This is a genomic window from Methylobacterium pseudosasicola (genome assembly GCF_900114535.1).
GTDB lineage: Bacteria > Pseudomonadota > Alphaproteobacteria > Rhizobiales > Beijerinckiaceae > Methylobacterium > Methylobacterium pseudosasicola.
In genome coordinates, this window is the sequence record NZ_FOTK01000024.1 from 52739 (window position 1) to 73328 (window position 20590).

Here is a 20590-nt window from a genome sequence, read left to right on the forward strand (position 1 = left end):
GGGCCGCCTTCCGACAGAGCGCATGGACAGTTTCAGACCCCATCTCGCCAAGGTCGCCGGGGGCTTGGCCCTCGACCGCGCCGAGGCGCGCGCGGCCTTCGACGACCTGTTGTCGGGCGAGGTCACTCCCGTCCAGGCCGGCGCCTTCCTGGCCGCCCTGAAGGTGCGCGGCGAGACCGTCGAGGAGATCGTCGGCGCGGCCGAGGCCATGCGCGCCCGCATGACCCGGATCGCCGCGCCCGCCAACGCTATCGACGTGGTCGGCACCGGCGGCGATCATTCCGGCAGCGTCAACGTCTCGACGCTCGCCGCCATCCTGGTCGCCGCTTGCGGCGTGCCGGTGGCCAAGCACGGCAACCGCGCCGCGACCTCGCGCTCCGGCGCCGCCGACGTGCTGACGGCGCTCGGCGTGAAGCTCGGCCTCGATGCCGAGGGGCAGGCGCGATGCCTCGCCGAGGCCAATCTGTGCTTCCTGTTCGCCCAAGCCCATCACGGCGCCATGCGCCACGTCGCAGCGGTGCGCTCCGAATTGCCGGTGCGGACGATCTTCAACCTGCTGGGGCCGCTGTGCAATCCGGCAGGCGTCGCCTACCAGCTGTTCGGCGTTGCCCAGGAGGCGCTGGCCGAGCCGTTGACCCGGGTGCTCGGGGAACTCGGCAGCCGCCGGGTCTGGACCGTCCACGGTTCTGACGGCCTCGACGAGATCACCGTCACCGGGCCGACCCGGGTGGTCGCCCTCGAAGATGGCCGCCTGACCCGCTTCACCATCGATCCGCAGGAGTTCGGCCTGCCCCTGCGGGCGCCGGAAGACCTGCGCGGCGGCGATCCCGCCGACAACGCCCGGGCGCTCGAAGCCGTCCTTGCGGGCGCGCGCAACGCCTACCGGGACATCGCCGTTCTCAATGCGGGCGCGGCCCTCGTCGTCGCGGGGGCGTCGTCGACCCTGGCGGAGGGGCTCGCGCAGGCGCAGGATGCCGTAGATTCCGGGGCGGCACGGGAAACCCTCGCCCGCCTGGTCCGGGCCTCGAACGAACGCTCGAACGGGCAGGAGTGCCGATGAGCACGCTGACGCAGGATCCGGCGCCCAAAGCGGGTGCCGCCGAGGCGCCATCCGAGCGGCCCAACGTGCTGGCCCGGATCGAGGCCTACAAGCGCCGAGAGATCGCCGAGGCGAAGCTGCGCGTGCCCCTGGCCAAGCTGGAGCGGCGGGCCGCCCAGGCCGAGCCGGTGCGCGGCTTCGCGGCGGCGATCCGGACCCATCTCGCCGCCGGGCGGCCGGCCCTGATCGCCGAGGTGAAGAAGGCCTCGCCGTCGAAGGGCCTGATCCGGGAGGATTTTGCGCCGGCTATGCTGGCAGCGGCCTACGAGGCCGGCGGTGCCACCTGCCTGTCGGTTCTCACCGACGAGCCCTCGTTCCAGGGGCGCCCGGAATACCTCACCGAGGCGCGGGCGGCCTGCGGGCTTCCGGTCCTGCGCAAGGACTTTCTGTTCGAGCCCTATCAGGTCTACGAGGCGCGGGCCTGGGGCGCCGATTGCATCCTCGTCATCATGGCCTGCCTCGACGACGACGAGGCCGAAGCCCTCGTCGCCACCGCGCACGAGCTCGGCATGGACGTGCTGGTCGAGGTTCATGACGAGGCCGAGCTGGCGCGAGCGCTGCCGCTGGGCACCGCCCTGATCGGGATCAACAACCGCAACCTAAAGACCTTCGAGGTCTCGTTCGACACCGCGATTCGGCTCGGCCCCGGCATCCCGAAGAACCGGATTGCCGTGGCCGAGAGCGGCATCGGCGGCCATGCCGATGTCGAGCGACTCCGCCAGCACGGCCTCGGCGTCGTGCTGGTCGGCGAGAGCCTGATGCGCCAGGCGGATGTCACCGAGGCGACCCGGGCGCTGCTGTTCGGCGAAGCCGGCAAGGCCAAGAAGCAAGAAGACAAGAAGAAGGGCTGAGCATGGAGCCCGGTTCGACGCTCACCCACCTCGACACCAGCGGCGCGGCCAACATGGTCGACGTCACCGACAAGCCCGCCACCGATCGGACCGCCCGGGCCGAGGGCAGCGTGGTGATGCGGCCCGAGACCCTGGCGCTGATTCGCGAGGGCGACGCCAAGAAGGGCGACGTGATCGGCACTGCCCGGCTCGCCGGGATCATGGCGGCCAAGCGCACGCACGAGCTGATCCCGCTCTGCCATCCGCTGCTGCTCTCGAAGGTGCGGGTCGAGTGCGAGTTGGATGCTGCGCTGCCGGGCCTGCGCATCGCCGCCGAGGTGCGGGTCCAGGGGCCGACCGGCGTCGAGATGGAGGCGCTGACCGCCGTCTCGGTGGCCTGCCTCACGGTCTACGACATGGTGAAGGCGGTGGATCGCGGCATGCGGATCGAGGGCATACGGCTCGTCGCCAAGGATGGCGGCCGTTCCGGCGCCTACCGGGCGCCCGAGGCATGAGCGGCCTGATCCCGGTCGCCGAGGCGCTGGCGCGGGTCTTGGCGAGCGTCCCTGGTCCGGTCGAGGCCGAGACCGTTCCCCTGGCCCAGGCCGCCGGCCGGACGCTCGCCGCCGATGTCACGGCGGCCCGCACGCAGCCGCCGTTCCCGGCTTCCGCCATGGACGGCTACGCGGTCCGCTTCGCCGATGCCGCGACCGTCGGTGCGAGCTTGCGGCTGATCGGGACGAGCGCGGCCGGGCACGGCTTTTCCGGCCGGATCGGCCCCGGAGAGGCGGTGCGGATCTTCACAGGCGCACCGGTGCCTGAGGGGGCCGACGCGATCCTGATTCAGGAGGATGCGCAGGCCGAGGGCGACACCGTCCGAGTGATGGAGGCGGTCGAGCAGAATCGCTTCATCCGCCGGGCCGGGCTCGACTTCACCGCCGGCGAGACCCTTCTGGTCGCCGGCATGAACCTCGACGCACGCCGCCTGGCGCTGGCGGCGGCGGCCGGCCATCCGCGCCTGTCGGTCCGGCGCCGGCCGCGCATCGCGATCCTCGCCACCGGCGACGAGCTGGTGGAGCCCGGCGCCGAACCGGCCTGGGACCAGATCGTCGCCTCGAACAGCCTGGCTCTGGCAGCCCTGGCCGCCGAGGCGGGCGCCGAGATCATCGATCTCGGCATCGCCGCGGACGATCACGGCGCCTTGGAAGACGCGTTCCGCCGTGCCCGCGAGGCCCGGGCCGACCTGCTGGTGACGCTGGGGGGGGCCTCGGTCGGCGACCACGACCTCGTGCAGGCGGCGCTCGCCAAGGAGGGATTGGAGCTTGGATTCTGGCGCGTGGCGCTCCGGCCGGGCAAGCCACTAATGCAGGGGCGCCTCGGCGCCATGCAGGTGATCGGCCTGCCGGGGAACCCGGTCTCGTCCATCGTCTGCGGGCTGCTCTTCGTGGTGCCGGCGATTCGGGCGCTCCAGGGCGACCCCCAGGCCGGCGCCGACCGCAGCGAACCGGCGACCCTCGGCCGCGACCTGCCGGCCAATGACGGCCGCGCCGACTACATGCGCGCGAACCTCGCCCTTGAGCCCGGCCGGCTGCCGGTGGCCTCACCCGAGCAGCGCCAGGATTCCTCGATGCTGGCGGTGCTCGGCCGCGCGGAAGCGCTGCTGATCCGCGTGCCCCACGAGCCGGCCGCGAAGGCGGGCGACCCGTGCCGGATCATCCGCCTGGACCGCCGGCTGCTCTGACGGTTCACCGCACCACGCGCCAGACTTTCAGGGGGCCGGGCAGCGCGACCGGGTCCAGCCGGTCGGATTGAACCGCGCCGCGGGCGAGCCGGGTGGCGAAAGCCGGCTCGGCTTGGAGGTCGTCGGCGGGCCGGGACGGGCAGGCCACCAGGTAGCGGACCCGGAAGGCATCGAGCATCCGGTCGAGATCGGTCTCAGTCCCGCCCAGCCCCTCGATCGCCGCGGTGAGCCCCGGAATCGCCCGGTGATAGGGGGCGGCCACGATCGTGTGCGGCGTCCGCAGCAGGATCGACGGCCCCAAGAAGATCGGCGCCAACACGGTCCCAGCCGGGAGCGCCGCCAGGGGCCGCACGGCCGCGTCGCTCTGGCAGGCGAGGGCGCCGGCCGGATCGGTGGCGGTCCGCGAGGCCAGGGCAAGCCATTCGGCCAGCCCCACCGGGGCCAACCAGAGCGTGCTGACCAGGCATCCGCCGAGGACGAGAGCGCCCCAGCGGCGAAGGCCGCTCCCGGGTGCGGCGGCGAACGTCAATGCGCGGTCGATCACCGGCCCCGCCACCAGCGGCACGAAGCCGGAGGCGATGTAGAGCCCACGAAACTGGAAGAACCCGAGGATCAGACCGGGCCACAGGAACAAGGCCGCCACCGACCAGGCCCGGCGCTGCGTACCGCGCCAAGCCATCCAGGTCGCAGCCAGCGTTGCGAGCAGGACCACTGGATAGAAAACCAGCATCTCCCACCGCCCCTGGGCGATGGATTTCGGCAGCGAGGCCATCTCATTGACGGTGAGCAGCCAGTGGTCTCGGACCAGGGCCGGCATGCCCGGGAACGGACCGTCCAGGCAGACCGGGAAGGCCAGGGCGAAGCCGCCGATCAGGAGGACACCGCAGAGAGCCGCCAGGGCAATCCGCGATCCGGCCGTTGCGAGACGGTGTCGGAGCACGGTCGCCGCCATCGCGAAGCCGAGGCCGCCGGCGGCGAGCGACAGCCAGGGCGGCGAGAGGGCGTCGCAATGTGTCGCTGTCCAGAGGGCGGGGGCCGTCTGCGCCGCGAAGAGGAGCGGCGCCCCGAGCCCGAGGCCCAGCCCGAACCCGGCGAGGCTGGGCAGGGCGGGACGTCCGCGCCAGCACCAGTCGCCGGCAAGGTACAGGGCGGCGAGCGCCAGATAGGGCAGCCCCTCCAGGCCCACCGCCAACGACAGCGCCGCCAATCCCCCGCCGACGAGGCCGGCCCGAAAGCCGCCGCTGATCAGGCAGAGGGCGAGGCCCAGCATCGCCAGGATCTGCACGTTGTGATGATCGACCCGGCCCGGCTGGAACTGGATGGCGATCCCAAAGGTCTGCGTCGCCACGAGGAGCGCGAGGAGGGCCGCCCGGCCCCCGAAATGGCTTTGGACGCCGCGATAGAGCAGGGCGCAGAACAGCCCGAACAGCAACACCGGCCAGAAGGCGGCTATCAGCCCCTCGGCGAGCGCCTGACCGCAGAGCGGCGTCAGTGCCTGGATCAGCCCGGCCAAGGGCGCGTCCACGAGGCGGGACCAGTGGCTCGCTACGCCCTCGGGCGCGAGGAAGCGGTACTGGACGTTGTCGTACCAGCCCTGGCCGGCCAGGAGATCGCGCACTTCGACGAGCCGCATGGCGTCGTCGGTATCGGGCACGCGCAGGTGCCGGATCGTGTCCCAGATGTCCTGCGGCGCGTTCATGGTCGCGAGCGCCAGGGCGAGGAGCAGCCACAGGAAGCGACGCGGATCGATCCGTGCCGGCGAGGCGGCGGCCGCGGGCGGCATCGTTGCGGGTTCCCGAACGCGCCGCGATCCGGCGCGGGATGAAGCCTGCGCGATCGGACTTAATGGCCGGTCAATCGACCGTAAGGCGGTTCCTTAACCATCCGTGCTCAATCTCCGCGCGAGCCGGCCGGGATTTGGCCGCGACGGCAGCCGGAGCAGGGGATGAGCCACCACACCGAGACGCTGGTGATCGGCGCGGGGCCAGCGGGCCTCACCGCCGCTTACCTGCTGTCGAAGCAGGGGCGGTCAGTCACGGTGCTGGAGCGCGACCCGGCGCAGGTCGGTGGGATCTCGCGCACGGTCTCGCATAACGGCTACCTGTTCGATATCGGCGGGCACCGGTTCTTCTCGAAGTCCAAGGCGGTGGTCGATCTCTGGGATGAGATCCTGCCCAACGACTTCATCGAGCGCCCGCGGCTGTCGCGGATCTACTATCGGGGCAAATACTACGCCTATCCGCTCAAGGCCTTCGAGGCGCTGCGCAATCTCGGCCTGCTTACCAGCGCGGCCTGCGTCGCCTCCTACCTGTATGCCCGCATGAGGCCGGTGCGCGACCCGAAGAACTTCCACGCCTGGGTGCGCAACCAGTTCGGCGAGCGGCTGTTCGCGATCTTCTTCAAGACCTACACCGAGAAGGTGTGGGGCATGTCCTGCGACGCGATCTCGGCGGATTGGGCGGCGCAGCGCATCAAGGGTCTCGATCTCGGCGCGGCAATCCGCGACGGCGTGAAGCGCTCCCTCGGCCTGCGCAAGGCGCAGAAGGCGGGCGGCCCGGTGATCAAGACGCTGATCGAGTCGTTCCGTTATCCGCGCCGCGGCCCCGGCATGATGTGGGAGGCCGCCGCCGCCAAGATCCAGGCCCGGGGCGGGCGCGTGCTCCTCGACCGCGGCGTCGATTCCCTCAGCTACGATGCCGGCACCGGCATCTGGACGGTGGCCGCCCGCAGCGCCGATGGCAGCCGCGAGACCTTCACGGCTCGCCACGTGATCTCGTCGGCGCCGGTGCGGGAGCTGGTGGATTCGATCCGCCCGCGTCCGCTCAGCACCTTCAACGCACGGTCCCTCAAGTACCGCGACTTCCTGACCGTCGCGCTCATCGCAAAATCCCAAAAAAACTTCCCGGATAACTGGATCTACATCCACGATCCGTCGGTGCAGGTCGGGCGGGTGCAGAACTTCCGTTCCTGGTCGCCCGAGATGGTGCCGGACGCGGATCACACCTGCCTCGGCCTCGAATATTTCTGCTTCGAGGGCGACGGGCTCTGGACCGCCTCGGACGACGAGCTGGTGGCCTTGGCCAAGCGCGAGATCGGCCAGATCGGCCTGATCGACCCGGCCGACGTGGTCGATGCCTGCGTGGTCCGGCAGCCCAAGGCCTATCCGGTCTACGACGAGGATTATGCCGGCCACGTCGTGACCGTGCGCCGCGAGCTGGAGCGGGATTTCCCGAGCCTGCACCTCGTCGGCCGCAACGGCATGCACAAGTACAACAACCAGGACCACGCGATGATGACCGCGATGCTGACCGTGGAGAACATTCTCTGCGGCCGGCGCCGGCACGATGTCTGGCAGGTCAACGAGGACGCGGAATACACCGAGTCCGGCGTGTCCGGCGCTCAGGCCGCTCTGGGCAGCGAGCGGCTCGTCCCCCGCAAGGTCGCCTGACACGCGACAGGTGCGAGCGCGCGTCACCACCGCAACTTGCCGGTTGGCGCGCGTCGTCTATGTCCGATCCGGCAACGCCCGACACCAAGGGCGACGGGGAGGAATATTCGACGATGCGTTCGCTGATCATCGCTGCGCTCTGGGCGGGTGTCGCCATGCCCGCCATCGCCGTGCCGGCCCTCGCGCAGGGCGCGGCGCCGGCCGAGACCAAGGCCAAGGCCGACGATCTGGAGAAGCTGCAGAGCTTCCGCAGCACCGACACCCAGGCGGCCCCCGAGATCCCGCAGACCGGCCGCCGGGCCGACGCGATCCGCAAGACGCTCGGCAAGATCAAGCTCCCCGAGGGCTTCAAGATCGACCTCTACGCCGTGGTGCCGGATGCCCGCGCCATCGCGGTCGGCCCCAATGCCGGCGTGCTGTTCGTCGGCACCCGTAAGAACAAGGTCTACACCGTCACCGACCGCGACAAGGACCGGGTCGCCGACGAGGTTCGCGCCTTCGCGCCGGGCATCACCTTTAAGATCCCCAACGGCGTCTGCTTCTCGAAGGACGGCGTGCTCACCGTGGTCGAGCAAAACCGTGTGCTGGCCTTCCCGGCCGCCGAGTTTTTTTATGAAAATCCCGACGTTGCCGCCGGTATTCTCGTGAAGGAAGGCGCGCTGATTCCGGCTGCCGAAGAGAGCTTCAACCACACCGCCCGGGTCTGCCGGGTCGGGGCCGACGGCAAGACCTACATCGCGCTCGGCCAGCCCTACAACGTGCCCCCGGCCGAGAAGATGGACCTGTACCGGAAGGCCGGCATCGGCGGCATTATCCGCATCGATGCCGACGGCAAGAACCGCGAGGTCTACGCCACCGGCATCCGCAACTCGGTGGGCATGGATTTCGCCACCGACAAGTCGCTCTGGTTCACCGACAACCAGGTCGACGGCATGGGTGACGACAAGCCGCCGGGCGAGCTGAACCACGCCACCAAGGCCGGCGAGAATTTCGGCTTCCCCTGGTACGGCGGCGGCGCGGTCCGCACCGTCGAGTACAAGGACCAGACCCCGCCCACCGATGCGGTCCCCCCGGTCGCCGAATTGCCGCCCCACGCGGCCGATCTCGGCATGACCTTCTACAACGGCAAGCAGTTCCCGGCCTCGTACAAGGGCGGGATCTTCATCGCCGAGCACGGCTCCTGGAACCGCACCGAGCCGGTGGGCGCCCGGGTGATGTTCGCTCCCATGGGCGCGGACGGGAAGCTCGGCGCGGTCAAGCCGTTCGCGGAGGGCTGGCTCACCGGCGACGGCGAATATCTCGGCCGCCCGGTGGACGTGGCGGTGATGCTCGACGGCTCGCTGCTGGTCTCGGACGATGCCGCCGGGGCGATTTATCGGATTTCGTACGAGAAATAAGGGCGCTTTCCCTCCCCCTTGTGGGGAGGGACCGAGGGTGGGGGTGGTTCCGGATCTGCCGCCGCGGTGCCTCCTGCACCACCCCCACCTCCAACTCCTCCCCGCAAGGGGGAGGAGAGTTCCGTCGCGCAAGCCGAGCCCATTCGATGATCCGCCCGCTTCTCCTCCTCGCCGCTCTGCTCGTCCCATTCTCGGCTCAGGCCGGAGACGCCGCCCTCGGGCGCAAGAAGGCCACCGCCTGCCAGACCTGCCACGGGATGGACGGGCTCTCGAAGCTGCCGGAGGCGCCGAACCTCGCCGGCCAGGTCGAGCCCTACCTGGTGAAGGCCCTCACCGAGTACCGCGACGGCAAGCGGCAGAACGAGATCATGAACGTGGTCGCCAAGGAGCTGTCGGACGCCGATATTGCGAACCTGGCGGCGTATTATGCCGGCATCCAGATCGACGTGCTGCCGCCGGGGTAAAAACTTTTCCCGCGCCCCACACCGTCATTGCGAGCGCAGCGAAGCAACCCAGGGCGGCGCGCGATCTCAGGACGTAGCGTTTCACTGGGTTGCTTCGCTGCGCTCGCAATGACGGGCGCCGCCGGTTTCAGTTCAAGAACCGGGCATCAGGTCCGGACGCGGAAGCTCAATCAGACCCCGGGTCTTCCCCATGGCAATCGGGGACAAGCGCAGCACGAGCCCGTCGCTCAATCGTCCATCTTCAGAGCCGCGATGAACGCCTCCTGCGGGATCTCGACGCGCCCGAACTGGCGCATCTTCTTCTTGCCTTCCTTCTGCTTGTCCAACAGCTTGCGCTTGCGCGAGATGTCGCCGCCGTAGCACTTGGCGGTGACGTCCTTGGACAGGGCCTTGATCGTCTCGCGGGCGATGATCTTGCCGCCGATCGCCGCCTGGACCGGGATCTGGAACAGGTGGCGGGGGATCAGGTCCTTCAGCTTCTCGCACATGGCCCGGCCGCGCGATTCGGCGCGGGTGCGGTGGACCAGCATCGACAGGGCGTCCACCGGCTCAGCATTGACCAGCAGCGACATCTTCACGAGGTCGCCCTCGCGGTAGTCGGAGACGTGGTAGTCGAACGAGGCGTAGCCCTTCGAGATCGATTTCAACCGGTCGTAGAAGTCGAACACCACTTCGTTCAGCGGTAGGTCGTAGACCACCATGGCACGCTTGCCGACGTAGTTCAGGTCGATCTGTACGCCGCGACGGTCCTGGCAGAGCTTGAGCACGCCGCCGAGATACTCGTCGGGGGTCAGGATCGTGGCGCGGATCCAGGGCTCCTCGATCAGCTCGATCTTCATCACGTCCGGCATGTCGGCCGGGTTGTGCAGCTCCTTGACCGTGCCGTCGCGCATCTTCAGCCGGTAGACCACGGACGGCGCGGTCGAGATCAGGTCGAGGTTGAACTCGCGCTCCAGCCGCTCCTGGATGATCTCCAGGTGCAGCAGCCCCAGGAAGCCGCAGCGGAAGCCGAAGCCCAGGGCGGCCGAACTCTCCATCTCGTAGGAGAACGACGCGTCGTTGAGCCGGAGCCGGCCCATGGCCGAGCGCAGGTTCTCGAACTCGGCGGCGTCCACCGGGAACAGGCCGCAGAACACCACCGCCTGAACTTCCTTGAAGCCCGGCAGCATCGAGGTGGTCTGGCGTTTGTCCTCGGTGATCGTGTCGCCGACGCGGGTGTCGGCGACCTCCTTGATCGAGCCGGTGAAGAAGCCGACCTCGCCGGGGCCGAGCTCGCCAATCTCGGCCATCTTCGGCCGGAACACGCCGATCCGGTCGACCCCGTGGACCGCGTCCGCGCCCATCATCCGGATGGTCATGCCCTTCTTGAGCACGCCGTCGATGATCCGCACCAGCACGACGACGCCGAGATAGGCGTCGTACCAGCTGTCCACCAGCAGGGCCTTGAGCGGCGCGGTCCGGTCACCTTTGGGCGGGGGCAGGCGGGTGACGATCGCCTCGAGCACCGCCTCGATGTTGAGGCCGGTCTTGGCTGAGATCGGCACGGCGTTGGAGGCGTCGAGGCCGATCACCTCCTCGATCTGCTCCTTGACCCGGTCGGGCTCGGCGGCCGGCAGATCGACCTTGTTGAGGACGGGGACGATCTCGTGGTTGGCGTCCAGCGCCTGGTAGACGTTGGCCAGCGTCTGCGCCTCGACGCCCTGGGAGGCGTCCACCACCAGCAGCGAGCCCTCGCAGGCGGCGAGCGAGCGCGACACCTCGTAGGCGAAATCCACGTGGCCGGGCGTGTCCATCAGGTTGAGGACGTAATCCTTGCCATCCTCGGCCCGGTATTCCAGGCGCACGGTCTGCGCCTTGATGGTGATGCCGCGCTCCTTCTCGATATCCATCGAGTCGAGCATCTGCTCGCTCATGTCGCGCAGGGCCACGGTGCCGGTGGCCTGGATCAGCCGGTCCGCCAGGGTCGACTTGCCGTGGTCGATATGCGCGACGATCGAGAAATTGCGGATGTTGTCGATCGGGGTTGTCATCGGCATTCCGTTCGGGCGCGCGACGGCGCGCACCGTCTGACGTCTGGGCGTGTTCGGATAGGTCGGCTCACGCGCGAGATAGCAGCGCCGCGGGAACGCGCCAAGCGCGCCGGCCGGCGCCATACGATCGGGCCGGGACAAACGACGAGACGGGAGCCGGTCGATCCGGCCCCCGCCTGTCGGCAGCGTCCCGCCGGTTCCGGCGGATTTCTGAGGCGATCAGCGACCGCGGTCGCGGATCAGGCGCTCGATCTCGGCCTCACCGTGGGTCCGGGCCTTCGACTCGGTCGGATGCTTCCGGTCCGAACGCTGGTGCAATTTGCCGTGCTTGCGGATGCTCCATTGGAACATTGCGCCGCTCTCGCCGACCGGCTGCACATCGAGGCTGAAAGGATAGGTGTCTGTCTGTGTCTCGCTCATGGCGCGGATATGGTGCACCCGGCCTCACTTCGCCATGCCTGAGGGCGATCTCGGGCGTTACGTTTCTGCCGGACCGCCACCGCCGCGCGCCTGCGCCGCCATCGCGACGAGGCTCTTGCGCAGGGCGCCCATATCGGTGACCCGCTCCGGATAGACCACCCGCGCGGTCCGCTCCCCGGCCATCAGGTCCATGCCCTCCGGGTCGAGCCCGGTGAGGCGCCAGGGCAGGCCGGCCTCCGCGCCCGCCGCCGCAGCGTAGAGCGCCAGCGCGTCGGCATGGTCGGCGTTCATGTGCTCGACCGCGCCGCGCTCGCCCGCCGCGATGGCCTCCGCGCCGGTGAGGTCCAAAAGCAATTCTTCGCGGGTCAGCGTCGCAGCCTTCGCAAAACCGCCATTGAGATGGCCGGCCTTCGCAGACACTGCGAAGAATCCGAAATCCGGGAAGTCGGCGTAGAGCTTCGCCTTCGGATGGCGCGCCAGGAACCGCTCCCGCGCCCGCACGTCCTTCGTCTGGACGGCCTCGCCGACGACGGTGAGCCGCGGATGCGCCAGTGGATCGCCCTTGCCGCCCTGGGAGAACAGCAGCGAGCAGCGCGGATCAGCCAGCAGGTTGCGGGTATGCGCCGAGAGCCGCGACAGCAGCATCAGCGGCGTACCGTCCTGGTCGGTGGCGATGGTGACCAGCGACGCGAAGGGCGTCCCGTCCTGGTCCAGGGTCGCCAGCGCGCCGGAGCGGATGCTCCGCAGCAGCATCCGGGACAAGCCGATGGCGTCGAAGGGCGCGTCGGCCGCGGGAAGCGGGCGCGCCGGCTCGCGCTGTTCCGACGCACCTGTGCTCACGTCCGCCATCGAATCCCTCCCGTTTCGAACCGCCGCCACAATCCTGCAGCATGGTAGCGATGGGATAGCCGGCGCACGAGCGCCGCGGCCCGCGTCAGATCGGCCTTTACGGCCAAGCTATGACCGCCGCTCGCTTTTTCCGATCGACCGTACTAAAGCACCTGTCCCGTTGCGCGAACCGGGCGGCGCCGAGACCGGCCTGGTTCGCACGTCCGCCTGCCCCTCGGGGGCCGGGGTGAAGCGCGGCCCGCGCGAACAGCCGGGACCGCGCTTGAGCCCGTTCATTCAGGGATCGCGCATGCCAACCATCGCCCTCGTCGACGACGACCGGAACATCCTCACCTCCGTGTCGATCGCGCTTGAGACCGAAGGCTACCGCATCCAGACCTACACCGACGGCGCCTCCGCCCTCGACGGTCTGCGGCACTCCCCGCCGGACCTCGCGATCTTCGACATCAAGATGCCGCGCATGGACGGGATGGAGCTTCTCAGGCGCCTGCGGCAGAAATCGGACCTTCCGGTGATCTTTCTGACCTCGAAGGACGAGGAGATCGACGAATTGTTCGGTCTCAAGATGGGCGCGGACGATTTCATCCATAAGCCGTTCTCGCAGCGCCTGCTGGTGGAGCGGGTCAAGGCGGTGCTCCGGCGCTTCGCCAAGGAGCCGGCCGGTTCCACCCCGCGGGGCGAGGCCGAGGTCGCGGCCCGCTCGCTGGAGCGCGGCTCGCTGATGATGGATCCGGAGCGCCATACCTGCACCTGGAAGGGCGAGCCGGTGACGCTCACCGTCACGGAATTCCTGATCCTCCAGGCGCTCGCCCATCGCCCCGGCGTCGTGAAGAGCCGCAACGCCCTGATGGATGCGGCCTATGACGACCAAGTCTATGTCGACGACCGCACCATCGACAGCCACATCAAGCGCCTGCGCAAGAAGTTCAAAGTGACCGACCAGAGCTTCGACATGATCGAGACGCTCTACGGCGTCGGCTACCGGTTCAAGGAGGCGTGATCCAAGGATCCGCTCCGTGACCGGCCGTACCCCCGCCCAAGCCGAGGACGCGCAACCGCGCGCCTCGTTCACCCAACTCCTCTCTCGACCGCTGACCTGGCCGCGCGCCCTCTGGGACGCGATCGGCCAGCGCGCGTCGTCGAGCCTGACGCGCCGCATCGTCGTGCTCAACCTCGTCGGGCTGATCGCGCTGCTCGTCGGCTTCCTCTACCTGAACCAGTTCCGGCAGGGCCTGATTCAGGCCCGGATCCAGAGCCTGGCAATCCAGGGCGAGATCATCGCGGGCGCCATCGCGGCCTCCGCCTCGGTGGATACCGATACGATCCAGATCGACCCCGACAAGCTGCTCCAGCAGCAGGCGGGGGAATCCGCCGAGGAGGAATCGCAGCCGCTCGCCTTCTCGCTCAACCCCGAGAAGGTGGCGCCGCTACTCTCGCGTTTGGTGACCCCCACCGGCAACCGCGCCCGGGTCTACGACCAGGAAGGCGGGTTGCTGTTCGATACCCGCACCCTGTTCAAGCGCGGCGATGCCGGTCGCAGCGACCCGATCGCCGCCAAGCCGCACAAGGCCGGCATGCTCGAATCCGCCTTCCAGGCGGTCCAGGCGAAGCTGAGCGGTCTTTTCGGCAGCCGGTCCACGCAGCCCGAAGAGACCGGGCCGGTGAACGGCCACTCGCTGCGTGAGGTCCAGGCCGCGCTCAGCGGTAACCGCGGCAGTTTGGTCCGCCGCAACGCTCTGGGCGAGACCACGGTGTCGGTGGCGGTGCCGATCCATCGGGCCGGCTCGGTGCGCGGCGCGCTGCTGATCTCGACCCAGGGCGACGCCATCGACCGGGTGATCGCCTCGGAGCGGTTCGGCCTGCTCCAGGTGTTTCTCGTGGCCTCGGCCGTGATGGTGGTGCTGTCGGCACTGTTGGCCGGCGCAATCGCGGGCCCGGTTCGGCGCCTCGCCGAGGCCGCGGAAAAGGTCCGGATGGGGATCAAGACCCGGGAAGAGATCCCGGATTTTACTCAACGCACCGACGAGATCGGCCACCTCTCCGGGGCGCTGCGGGACATGACCCAGGCACTCTACCGGCGCATCGACGCCATCGAGAGTTTTGCCGCCGATGTCAGCCACGAGCTGAAGAACCCGCTGACCTCGCTGCGCAGCGCGGTCGAGACCCTGCCGCTGGCAAAGTCGGACGATTCCCGCGGCCGGCTGATGGCGATCATCCAGCACGACGTGAAGCGTCTCGACCGGCTGATCAGCGACATCGCCGATGCTTCGCGGCTCGACGCGGAACTGGCCCGGGCCGAGGCGCGCCGGGTCGATCTGAAGAAGCTGCTGACCACAGTGGTCTCGGTGGCGAACGAGCGCCGCCGCCCGAAGGACTGCCTGATCCAGCTCGATGTCGAGGCGATCGCCGACCAGGATGCACCGTTCACGGTCATCGGCCATGACAGCCGGCTGGGGCAGGTGGTCAACAACCTCCTCGACAACGCCCGCTCGTTCTCGCCGACCGAAGCCAAGGTGCGGGTCGCCCTGCGCCGGGTCCGCGGCGAGGTCGAGCTGGTCTGCGAGGACGAGGGGCCGGGCATCCCCGAGCACGCCCTGGAGCGGATCTTCGAGCGCTTCTACACCGACCGGCCCGAGCAGGGTTTTGGCCAGAATTCGGGTCTCGGCCTGTCGATCTCCCGTCAGATCGTCCAGGCGCATCGCGGCACGATCCGCGCCGAGAACCGCCCCGGCGCCCCCGACGAGGATGGTGAGCCTACGGTTCGCGGCGCCCGCTTCACCGTCCGCCTGCCGGCGGCGCCCCGCCAGCTCCACGCCTGATGCCGAGCCTTCACGCCGCCTGCGTCGTCCTGGGCGAGTCCGGCATCCTGATTCGCGGGCCCTCGGGCTCGGGCAAGTCGAGCCTGGCGCTGCTCCTCGCCGCCGAGAGGGATGGGGCCTTCGTCGCGGACGACCGGGTCGTTTGCGAGCGGCGCGCGGGCACGCTGGTCGCCCGGCCACACGACGCCCTGGTCGGGCAGGTCGAAATCCGCGGCCAAGGTATTCTTTCGGCTCAAGACCTCGGCCTCGCGATCCGCCCCGAAGCGATCGTAGGCCTCGCGATCGATCTCGTCGCAGAATCACCCCGCCTGCCCGAGCCGCCGGAGGACGCCGAAATATTGGACCTTCGAATACCCCGCCTGGTCCTTGACCGCGGCGTGCGGCGTGCCGGATTAGCACCGTTGCTGATTCGTGCGGCACTGCGGAAGCAGAAGCCGTGACTTCGCAGCCGCACAGGTGGTTGATTCGCGTCACGGTGGCGAGACCCCATGGCGCCCGGGGAGCCCGCATGGCATGATCGCGGCAATGTCCGAGCAAAAACGTCGCGATCGCCTTGTTGGGACCTGTGCATTGCACAACATGGCGGCAGACAGAGGACGTTGGAACACGTGTCGATGATTGGCATGGTGCTCGTCACTCACGGGCTATTGGCGACCGAATTCAAGGCCGCCCTGGAGCACGTGGTCGGCCCACAGGATCAGATCGAGACGATCACGATCGGGCCGGAAGACGATATGGAATTGCGACGCCGGGACATCATGTCCGCGGTCTGTCGCGTGAACACCGGTGACGGTGTGGTGGTGCTCACCGACATGTTCGGCGGCACGCCCTCGAACCTTGCGCTCTCCTGTATGAACGGCGGCTCGGTCGAGGTGGTGGCGGGGATCAACCTGCCGATGCTGATCAAGCTGGCGAGCGTCCGCGACGAGGAGAATCTCGGCGACGCCGTCCTTCACGCCCAGGAAGCCGGCCGCAAATACATCAACGTCGCCTCGCGCGTTCTGGCCGGCAAATAACGTTTTTCAGCCTTCGATGAGCGCCGCCTCCGGGACAGGCCGGCGCGACGTGGCGGTGATGCCCGCGGAGGCCGCGATCACCAGCCCGATGGCGAGCCACTGAACGGGGCCGAGCCGCTCGCCCAGCAGGGCGAAGCCCGCGCAGGCCGCCACCGCCGGCTCCAGGCTCATCAGCACGCCGAAGCTTTTGCGGTCGAGGCGCCGCAGGGCGAACATCTCCAGCGAATAGGGCAGGGCGCTCGACATCAGCGCCACGGTGAGGCCCGCAACGAGGATCTCGGGCGCGAGCAGGCCCAACCCGGCCTCCGCGAAGCCGAACGGCGCCACCACCAGGGCGGCCGTCAGCATGCCCAGCGACACGGCTTGGCCTCCATCGATTCGGCCGGCGCGCTGGCCGAACAGGATGTAGAGCGCCCAGGCCAGGGCCGCCCCAAGGGCGAGGAGGATTCCGAGCGGGTCGAGCGCACTGGTCGACGCGACCGGCAGGAGCAGCCCGAGTCCCACCACCGCCACGCCGATCCATAGAAAATCCGTCCTGCGGCGCGACGCGATCAGCGCGATGGAGAGCGGCCCGGCGAACTCGATCGCCACCGCAGGCCCGAGCGGCAGGCGCGCGATCGACAGGTAGAACAGCAGGTTCATCAGCCCCAGGGTTACCCCGTAGAGCGCGATCCACCCGGCCTCGCGCCGCAACAGGCTGCGCCGCCAGGGCCGCCAGACGGCCATCAGGATCAGCGCCGAGAAACCCACGCGCAGGGCCGAGGTCCCCGCCGCGCCGACGACCGGGAACAGGTTTTTCGCAATCGTCGCGCCGTATTGCAGGGAGACCATGCCGGTCACCAGGGCGGCGACGGGGAGGACGGTGGCGCCGAGGCTCGGCTTGGTGTTCGTCACGGACACGGATCTTTCAGACGTGCGGCTCGACCAGACGGTAGCTGGTGCTGCGTCCCCCGCCGGGCCGCGCATCAGGAGCCCGCGTGCGCTCAACTCTTCGATGTCGCGAAGGGCGGTATCGTGCGAGCACTTCGCGATCTGCGCCCATTTCGACGTCGTGAGCTTGCCCTCGAATCCGTCGAGGAGGCGGCCCAGCATCATGCGCTGGCGCGGGTTCACGGGCTGCGCTTCCAGAGCGCGCCAGAACCGCTCCTTGCGCAGGACCGCCGTGAGCGTGGTCTCGGCGTCGGCGATTGCCCTATCGAGGATTCCGAGAAACCACGCTAGCTGCGTGGACAGATGGTAGAGCGCCGTCTCGTCTCCTCGGCTGCGCCCGAGCCCCGTCGGGGGTGGCACAGCCGATGCGGCCATTGCCATCGTTGAACGGATGGATGGTGACGAATCGCAGCTAGAGGCGCGAGAAGCGCCGCCTCGTCCCAACGGAAGCTCGGCCATTTGATATGATCACAGGCATGAACCCATCGACGCATGGCATGCGTCGATTGTCCGGCCAAATCGACGCATCGGTCCCGGGGGACCGGCGCACGCTCACAAAATAAACCGGCTGAGATCGGCGTTGGCTGCGAGATCCTCGACGCGCGCCCGGACATAGGCGGCGTCGATCGGCACCGTCTCGCCGGAGCGGTCGGTGGCCGTGAAGGAAATCTCGTCAATCACGCGCTCCAGAACGGTCTGGAGGCGGCGGGCGCCGATATTCTCGACGGAGGAATTTACCTCGACCGCCACCTTGGCGAGGGCGTCCACGGCGTCGTCCGTGAAGGTGAGGGTCACGCCCTCGGTCTGCATCAACGCCACCGTCTGCTTGAGCAGGCTGGCCTCGGTGGAGGTCAGGATCTGGCGGAAATCGTCCACGGTCAGCGGCTGCAATTCGACGCGGATCGGTAGGCGGCCCTGGAGCTCGGGCAGGAGGTCGGACGGCTTCGAGACGTGGAAGGCGCCCGACGCGATGAACAGCACGTGGTCGGTCTTCACCGGGCCGTGCTTGGTCGCCACCGTAGTCCCCTCGATCAGCGGCAGCAGGTCGCGCTGCACGCCCTCACGGGAGACGTCGCCGGTGGAGCGGCCCTCACGGGTGCAGATCTTGTCGATTTCGTCGAGGAAGACGATGCCGTTGTTCTCGACCTCGCGGATCGCCTCGCGGATCAGGGCGTCGTCGTCGACCAGCTTGTCGGATTCCTCGGCGAGCAGCGGCGCGTAGGCGTCCCGCACCAGGATCCGGCGGGGCTTGCCGCGCTGGCCGCCCAGCGCCTTGCCGAGCACGTCGCCGATGTTGATCGCCCCCATGGAGGCGCCCGGCATGCCGGGGATCTCGAACATCGGCAGGCCGGCGGGGGCGCCCGAAGCGAGTTCCAGCTCGACCTCCTTGTCGTCGAGCTCGCTGTCGCGCAGCTTGCGGCGGAAGCTGTCGCGGGTCGCCTGGCTGGCGGTGGGCCCGACCAGGGCGTCGAGGATGCGGTTCTCGGCGGCCGCCTCGGCCTTGGCCTTCACGGCCTCCCGCTTCACCTGCCGGGTCAGGCCGATCGCGACCTCCACGAGGTCGCGGACGATCTGCTCCACGTCGCGGCCGACATAGCCGACCTCGGTGAACTTGGTGGCCTCGATTTTCAGGAACGGGGCGTTGGCGAGCCGCGCGAGGCGCCGGGCGATCTCGGTCTTGCCGCAGCCGGTCGGCCCGATCATCAGGATGTTCTTGGGCGCCACCTCCTCGCGGAGCGGGCCGGTCAGCTGCTGGCGCCGCCAGCGGTTGCGCAGCGCGATCGCGACGGCGCGCTTGGCGTCGTGCTGCCCGACGATGAAGCGATCGAGTTCGGACACGATCTCGCGCGGAGAGAACGTCGTCACCGCTGTGCCATCCTGTTTTTCCCGGCCCGAAGAAACCAAGAGCCCAGGCCGGGAATGGGGTTCCGGCGCGCGCGACGCAAGAGGCGAAGCGCGGCCGGAGAGGGCAGGTTAGCGCCTCAGTGCCCCGCTGGCGACGCCGCGGCGCCGGCCTTGTCGTGCGTGCCGAAGCGCTCGACCAGAGTCGCGCTGGCCTCATTCAGGCCGACGACCTCGACGATCCGCCCGCGGGCGCGGGCCTTCAGGACTACGCGGTCGAGGGCGGCCACCGCCGAGATGTCCCAGAAATGCGCCGCGTGCACGTCGATGACGAGGCGATCCACCGGCTCCAGCACATCGATCGCCTCGGCGAACGTGCCCGCCGAGGCGAAGAACACCTGGCCGGTGACCCGATAGGTCCGGGTCCGGCCATCGGCCGAGAGCTCGGATGTCACGTGGCTGAGCCGCGACACCTTGCCAGCAAAAAACACCCCGGACAGGAGCACACCGGCTAGGACGCCCATCGCCAAGTCCTTGGTGGCGACCACGACCAGGACGGTTGCCAGCATCACCGCCGAGGAGGGCAGGGGGTTGGTGCGCAGCTGCGCCAGCGAGCGCCAGGAGAAGGTGTTCAGCGAGACCATGATCATCACGGCCGTCAGCGCCGCGACCGGCACCACAGCCAACAGGTCCTGAAGCGCCACGAGGAGCAGGAGCAGGAACGCACCGGCCACCAGCGTGGACAGGCGGCCCCGGGCGCCCGAGGAGACGTTGATGACCGACTGACCGATCATCGCGCAGCCGCCCATGCCGCCGAACACGGCCGACGCCATGTTGGCGACGCCCTGGCCCATGCATTCCCGGTTCTTGTCGCTACCAGTATCGGTCATGTCGTCGACGATCTGCGCGGTGAGCAGGCTTTCCAGCAGGCCGACTGCGGCCAGCGTCGCCGCGTAAGGCAGCAGGATCCGCAGTGTGTTGAAGGTCAGCGGCACGTCCGGCAGCGCAAAGCTCGGCAGCGTCGAGGGCAGGGCGCCCAAATGCGAGACCGTGCGCACGTCGAGGTGAAAGATCGCCGTCACCGCGGTCAGCACCGCGATCGCCACCAGGGGCGAGGGCACCGCCCGGGTGATCCGTGGGAAGCCGTAGATGATCGCGAGCCCCAGCGCGATCAGCCCGTAGGTGGCGGGCGTCACACCGGTCAGTTCGGGCATCTGTGCCAGAAAGATCAGGATCGCCAGCGCGTTGACGAAGCCGGTCATCACCGATTGCGAGACGAACCGCATCAGCCGGCCGAGCTTGAGCAGGCCGGCCAGGATCTGGATCACGCCCATCAGGATGGTGGCGGCAAACAGGTACTGGACGCCGTGCTCGCGGACGAGATCGACCATCACCACTGCGGTGGCGGCGGTGGCGGCCGAGATCATGGCCGGGCGGCCACCCGCGAAGGCGATCGTGCAGGCGATGACCACCGAGGCGTAGAGCCCGACCTTCGGATCTACCCCGGCGATGACCGAGAAGCCGATCGCCTCCGGAATGAGCGCGAGGGCGACGACGATGCCCGACAGGGTATCGCCGCGGATATTGGAGACCCACGTGCCGAGAAGGCCGGCGGGTCCGGATGTGCTGCGTTGCATGATGATGAGAATCCGCACGAGACGCGCGTCCGCTCGTTGGGCGGATCGTGTGGCGTCTCGGATGCGTG

The 20590-nt window shown here is 69.0% G+C and carries 19 protein-coding genes and 1 other annotated feature (1 of these 20 only partly in view); of the genes, 11 read left to right on the top strand and 8 right to left on the bottom strand.

Annotated features, from left to right (window positions below):
• The first annotated feature begins 22 nt into the window (after positions 1 to 22).
• From trpD to BM228_RS21240, 4 genes are read left to right on the top strand one after another with little or no spacing between them, the layout of a single operon-like run.
• Positions 23 to 1060, top strand: a complete 1038-nt coding sequence (gene trpD / locus BM228_RS21225; RefSeq protein WP_092043722.1) for an anthranilate phosphoribosyltransferase — start codon at positions 23 to 25, stop codon at positions 1058 to 1060.
• The gene (gene trpC, locus BM228_RS21230) at positions 1057 to 1950 is read left to right on the top strand and encodes an indole-3-glycerol phosphate synthase TrpC (RefSeq protein WP_092043723.1); all 894 of its coding nucleotides are present in this window, start codon (positions 1057 to 1059) and stop codon (positions 1948 to 1950) included. The genes trpD and trpC overlap by 4 nt, the downstream gene beginning before the upstream one ends.
• A gap of 2 nt (positions 1951 to 1952) precedes the next feature.
• A complete protein-coding gene (gene moaC / locus BM228_RS21235) occupies positions 1953 to 2444 on the top strand; it encodes a cyclic pyranopterin monophosphate synthase MoaC (RefSeq protein ID WP_092043725.1) in 492 nt (163 codons plus the stop codon).
• Entirely contained in the window at positions 2441 to 3670 is a 1230-nt protein-coding gene (locus tag BM228_RS21240) for a molybdopterin molybdotransferase MoeA (RefSeq protein ID WP_092043726.1), read from the top strand. Before moaC ends, BM228_RS21240 begins: the two co-directional genes overlap by 4 nt.
• A gap of 4 nt (positions 3671 to 3674) precedes the next feature.
• On the opposite strand, the gene BM228_RS21245 is transcribed toward BM228_RS21240, so the two are convergent.
• On the bottom strand, positions 3675 to 5453 hold the full coding sequence (locus BM228_RS21245; protein ID WP_092043728.1) for a hypothetical protein: 1779 nt from the start codon (positions 5451 to 5453) through the stop codon (positions 3675 to 3677).
• Between the two features lie 162 nt (positions 5454 to 5615).
• On the opposite strand from BM228_RS21245, the gene BM228_RS21250 reads away from it, so the two are divergent.
• The 3 genes from BM228_RS21250 to BM228_RS21260 all read left to right on the top strand — a co-directional run bounded on the left by BM228_RS21250 (position 5616) and on the right by BM228_RS21260 (position 8979).
• A complete protein-coding gene (locus BM228_RS21250) occupies positions 5616 to 7118 on the top strand; it encodes an NAD(P)/FAD-dependent oxidoreductase (protein ID WP_092043729.1) in 1503 nt (500 codons plus the stop codon).
• Between the two features lie 113 nt (positions 7119 to 7231).
• Positions 7232 to 8515: a PQQ-dependent sugar dehydrogenase gene (locus BM228_RS21255; protein ID WP_092043806.1), complete on the top strand. Its 1284-nt coding sequence runs from the start codon at positions 7232 to 7234 to the stop codon at positions 8513 to 8515.
• Between the two features lie 146 nt (positions 8516 to 8661).
• Positions 8662 to 8979, top strand: coding sequence for a c-type cytochrome (locus BM228_RS21260; RefSeq protein ID WP_092043731.1), 318 nt, complete (start codon positions 8662 to 8664; stop codon positions 8977 to 8979).
• Between the two features lie 227 nt (positions 8980 to 9206).
• Here the strand turns inward: BM228_RS21260 and lepA are convergent, their stop codons facing one another.
• The 3 genes from lepA to BM228_RS21275 all read right to left on the bottom strand — a co-directional run bounded on the left by lepA (position 9207) and on the right by BM228_RS21275 (position 12278).
• A complete protein-coding gene (lepA, locus tag BM228_RS21265; RefSeq protein WP_092043807.1) occupies positions 9207 to 11009 on the bottom strand; it encodes a translation elongation factor 4 in 1803 nt (600 codons plus the stop codon).
• A gap of 219 nt (positions 11010 to 11228) precedes the next feature.
• A complete protein-coding gene (locus tag BM228_RS21270) occupies positions 11229 to 11429 on the bottom strand; it encodes a hypothetical protein (protein WP_092043809.1) in 201 nt (66 codons plus the stop codon).
• Between the two features lie 57 nt (positions 11430 to 11486).
• Positions 11487 to 12278 carry a HugZ family pyridoxamine 5'-phosphate oxidase gene (locus BM228_RS21275; RefSeq protein ID WP_092043732.1) on the bottom strand — a complete coding sequence of 264 codons (792 nt, stop codon included), beginning with the start codon at positions 12276 to 12278 and terminating at the stop codon, positions 11487 to 11489.
• Between the two features lie 289 nt (positions 12279 to 12567).
• Between BM228_RS21275 and BM228_RS21280 the strand changes: the two genes are divergently transcribed.
• The 4 genes from BM228_RS21280 (at position 12568) to BM228_RS21295 (ending at position 16113) form a co-directional block, all read left to right on the top strand.
• The gene (locus BM228_RS21280) at positions 12568 to 13278 is read left to right on the top strand and encodes a response regulator transcription factor (RefSeq protein WP_092043734.1); all 711 of its coding nucleotides are present in this window, start codon (positions 12568 to 12570) and stop codon (positions 13276 to 13278) included.
• A gap of 16 nt (positions 13279 to 13294) precedes the next feature.
• Positions 13295 to 15097: a sensor histidine kinase gene (locus BM228_RS21285; RefSeq protein WP_092043735.1), complete on the top strand. Its 1803-nt coding sequence runs from the start codon at positions 13295 to 13297 to the stop codon at positions 15095 to 15097.
• Positions 15097 to 15537, top strand: coding sequence for an HPr kinase/phosphorylase (locus tag BM228_RS21290; RefSeq protein ID WP_092043737.1), 441 nt, complete (start codon positions 15097 to 15099; stop codon positions 15535 to 15537). Before BM228_RS21285 ends, BM228_RS21290 begins: the two co-directional genes overlap by 1 nt.
• A 174-nt stretch (positions 15538 to 15711) precedes the next feature.
• Positions 15712 to 16113: a PTS sugar transporter subunit IIA gene (locus BM228_RS21295; RefSeq protein ID WP_007561549.1), complete on the top strand. Its 402-nt coding sequence runs from the start codon at positions 15712 to 15714 to the stop codon at positions 16111 to 16113.
• 6 nt (positions 16114 to 16119) lie between these two features.
• Here the strand turns inward: BM228_RS21295 and BM228_RS21300 are convergent, their stop codons facing one another.
• The 4 genes from BM228_RS21300 to BM228_RS21315 all read right to left on the bottom strand — a co-directional run bounded on the left by BM228_RS21300 (position 16120) and on the right by BM228_RS21315 (position 20522).
• On the bottom strand, positions 16120 to 16944 hold the full coding sequence (locus BM228_RS21300) for an EamA family transporter (protein ID WP_244537248.1): 825 nt from the start codon (positions 16942 to 16944) through the stop codon (positions 16120 to 16122).
• Positions 16945 to 17305: 361 nt separating this feature from the next.
• The gene (locus BM228_RS36120; RefSeq protein WP_092043813.1) at positions 17306 to 17455 is read right to left on the bottom strand and encodes a Fic family protein; all 150 of its coding nucleotides are present in this window, start codon (positions 17453 to 17455) and stop codon (positions 17306 to 17308) included.
• 140 nt (positions 17456 to 17595) lie between these two features.
• A complete protein-coding gene (hslU, locus tag BM228_RS21310; RefSeq protein WP_092043738.1) occupies positions 17596 to 18909 on the bottom strand; it encodes an ATP-dependent protease ATPase subunit HslU in 1314 nt (437 codons plus the stop codon).
• A 116-nt stretch (positions 18910 to 19025) separates the two neighbouring features.
• The gene (locus BM228_RS21315; protein WP_092043815.1) at positions 19026 to 20522 is read right to left on the bottom strand and encodes a SulP family inorganic anion transporter; all 1497 of its coding nucleotides are present in this window, start codon (positions 20520 to 20522) and stop codon (positions 19026 to 19028) included.
• A 64-nt stretch (positions 20523 to 20586) separates the two neighbouring features.
• Positions 20587 to 20590, bottom strand: a sequence feature (sul1 is cis-regulatory element that is thought to sense ions involved in sulfur or methionine metabolism; They are found in Alphaproteobacteria); it runs 52 nt beyond the window's last position.

What these genes read in the sequence shown, in the direction of transcription:
- BM228_RS21260 (WP_092043731.1), top strand. Translation starts at nt 8,662, where the DNA reads ATGATCCGCCCGCTTCTCCTCCTCGCCGCTCTGCTCGTCCCATTCTCG.
- BM228_RS21250 (WP_092043729.1), top strand. Translation starts at nt 5,616, where the DNA reads ATGAGCCACCACACCGAGACGCTGGTGATCGGCGCGGGGCCAGCGGGC.
- BM228_RS21290 (WP_092043737.1), top strand. Translation starts at nt 15,097, where the DNA reads ATGCCGAGCCTTCACGCCGCCTGCGTCGTCCTGGGCGAGTCCGGCATC.
- BM228_RS21280 (WP_092043734.1), top strand. Translation starts at nt 12,568, where the DNA reads ATGCCAACCATCGCCCTCGTCGACGACGACCGGAACATCCTCACCTCC.
- BM228_RS21295 (WP_007561549.1), top strand. Translation starts at nt 15,712, where the DNA reads ATGATTGGCATGGTGCTCGTCACTCACGGGCTATTGGCGACCGAATTC.
- BM228_RS21255 (WP_092043806.1), top strand. Translation starts at nt 7,232, where the DNA reads ATGCGTTCGCTGATCATCGCTGCGCTCTGGGCGGGTGTCGCCATGCCC.
- BM228_RS21275 (WP_092043732.1), bottom strand. Translation starts at nt 12,278, where the DNA reads ATGGCGGACGTGAGCACAGGTGCGTCGGAACAGCGCGAGCCGGCGCGC.
- moaC (WP_092043725.1), top strand. Translation starts at nt 1,953, where the DNA reads ATGGAGCCCGGTTCGACGCTCACCCACCTCGACACCAGCGGCGCGGCC.
- trpC (WP_092043723.1), top strand. Translation starts at nt 1,057, where the DNA reads ATGAGCACGCTGACGCAGGATCCGGCGCCCAAAGCGGGTGCCGCCGAG.
- BM228_RS21300 (WP_244537248.1), bottom strand. Translation starts at nt 16,944, where the DNA reads ATGGTCTCCCTGCAATACGGCGCGACGATTGCGAAAAACCTGTTCCCG.
- BM228_RS21315 (WP_092043815.1), bottom strand. Translation starts at nt 20,522, where the DNA reads ATGCAACGCAGCACATCCGGACCCGCCGGCCTTCTCGGCACGTGGGTC.
- BM228_RS21270 (WP_092043809.1), bottom strand. Translation starts at nt 11,429, where the DNA reads ATGAGCGAGACACAGACAGACACCTATCCTTTCAGCCTCGATGTGCAG.
- lepA (WP_092043807.1), bottom strand. Translation starts at nt 11,009, where the DNA reads ATGACAACCCCGATCGACAACATCCGCAATTTCTCGATCGTCGCGCAT.
- BM228_RS21245 (WP_092043728.1), bottom strand. Translation starts at nt 5,453, where the DNA reads ATGCCGCCCGCGGCCGCCGCCTCGCCGGCACGGATCGATCCGCGTCGC.
- trpD (WP_092043722.1), top strand. Translation starts at nt 23, where the DNA reads ATGGACAGTTTCAGACCCCATCTCGCCAAGGTCGCCGGGGGCTTGGCC.
- BM228_RS21240 (WP_092043726.1), top strand. Translation starts at nt 2,441, where the DNA reads ATGAGCGGCCTGATCCCGGTCGCCGAGGCGCTGGCGCGGGTCTTGGCG.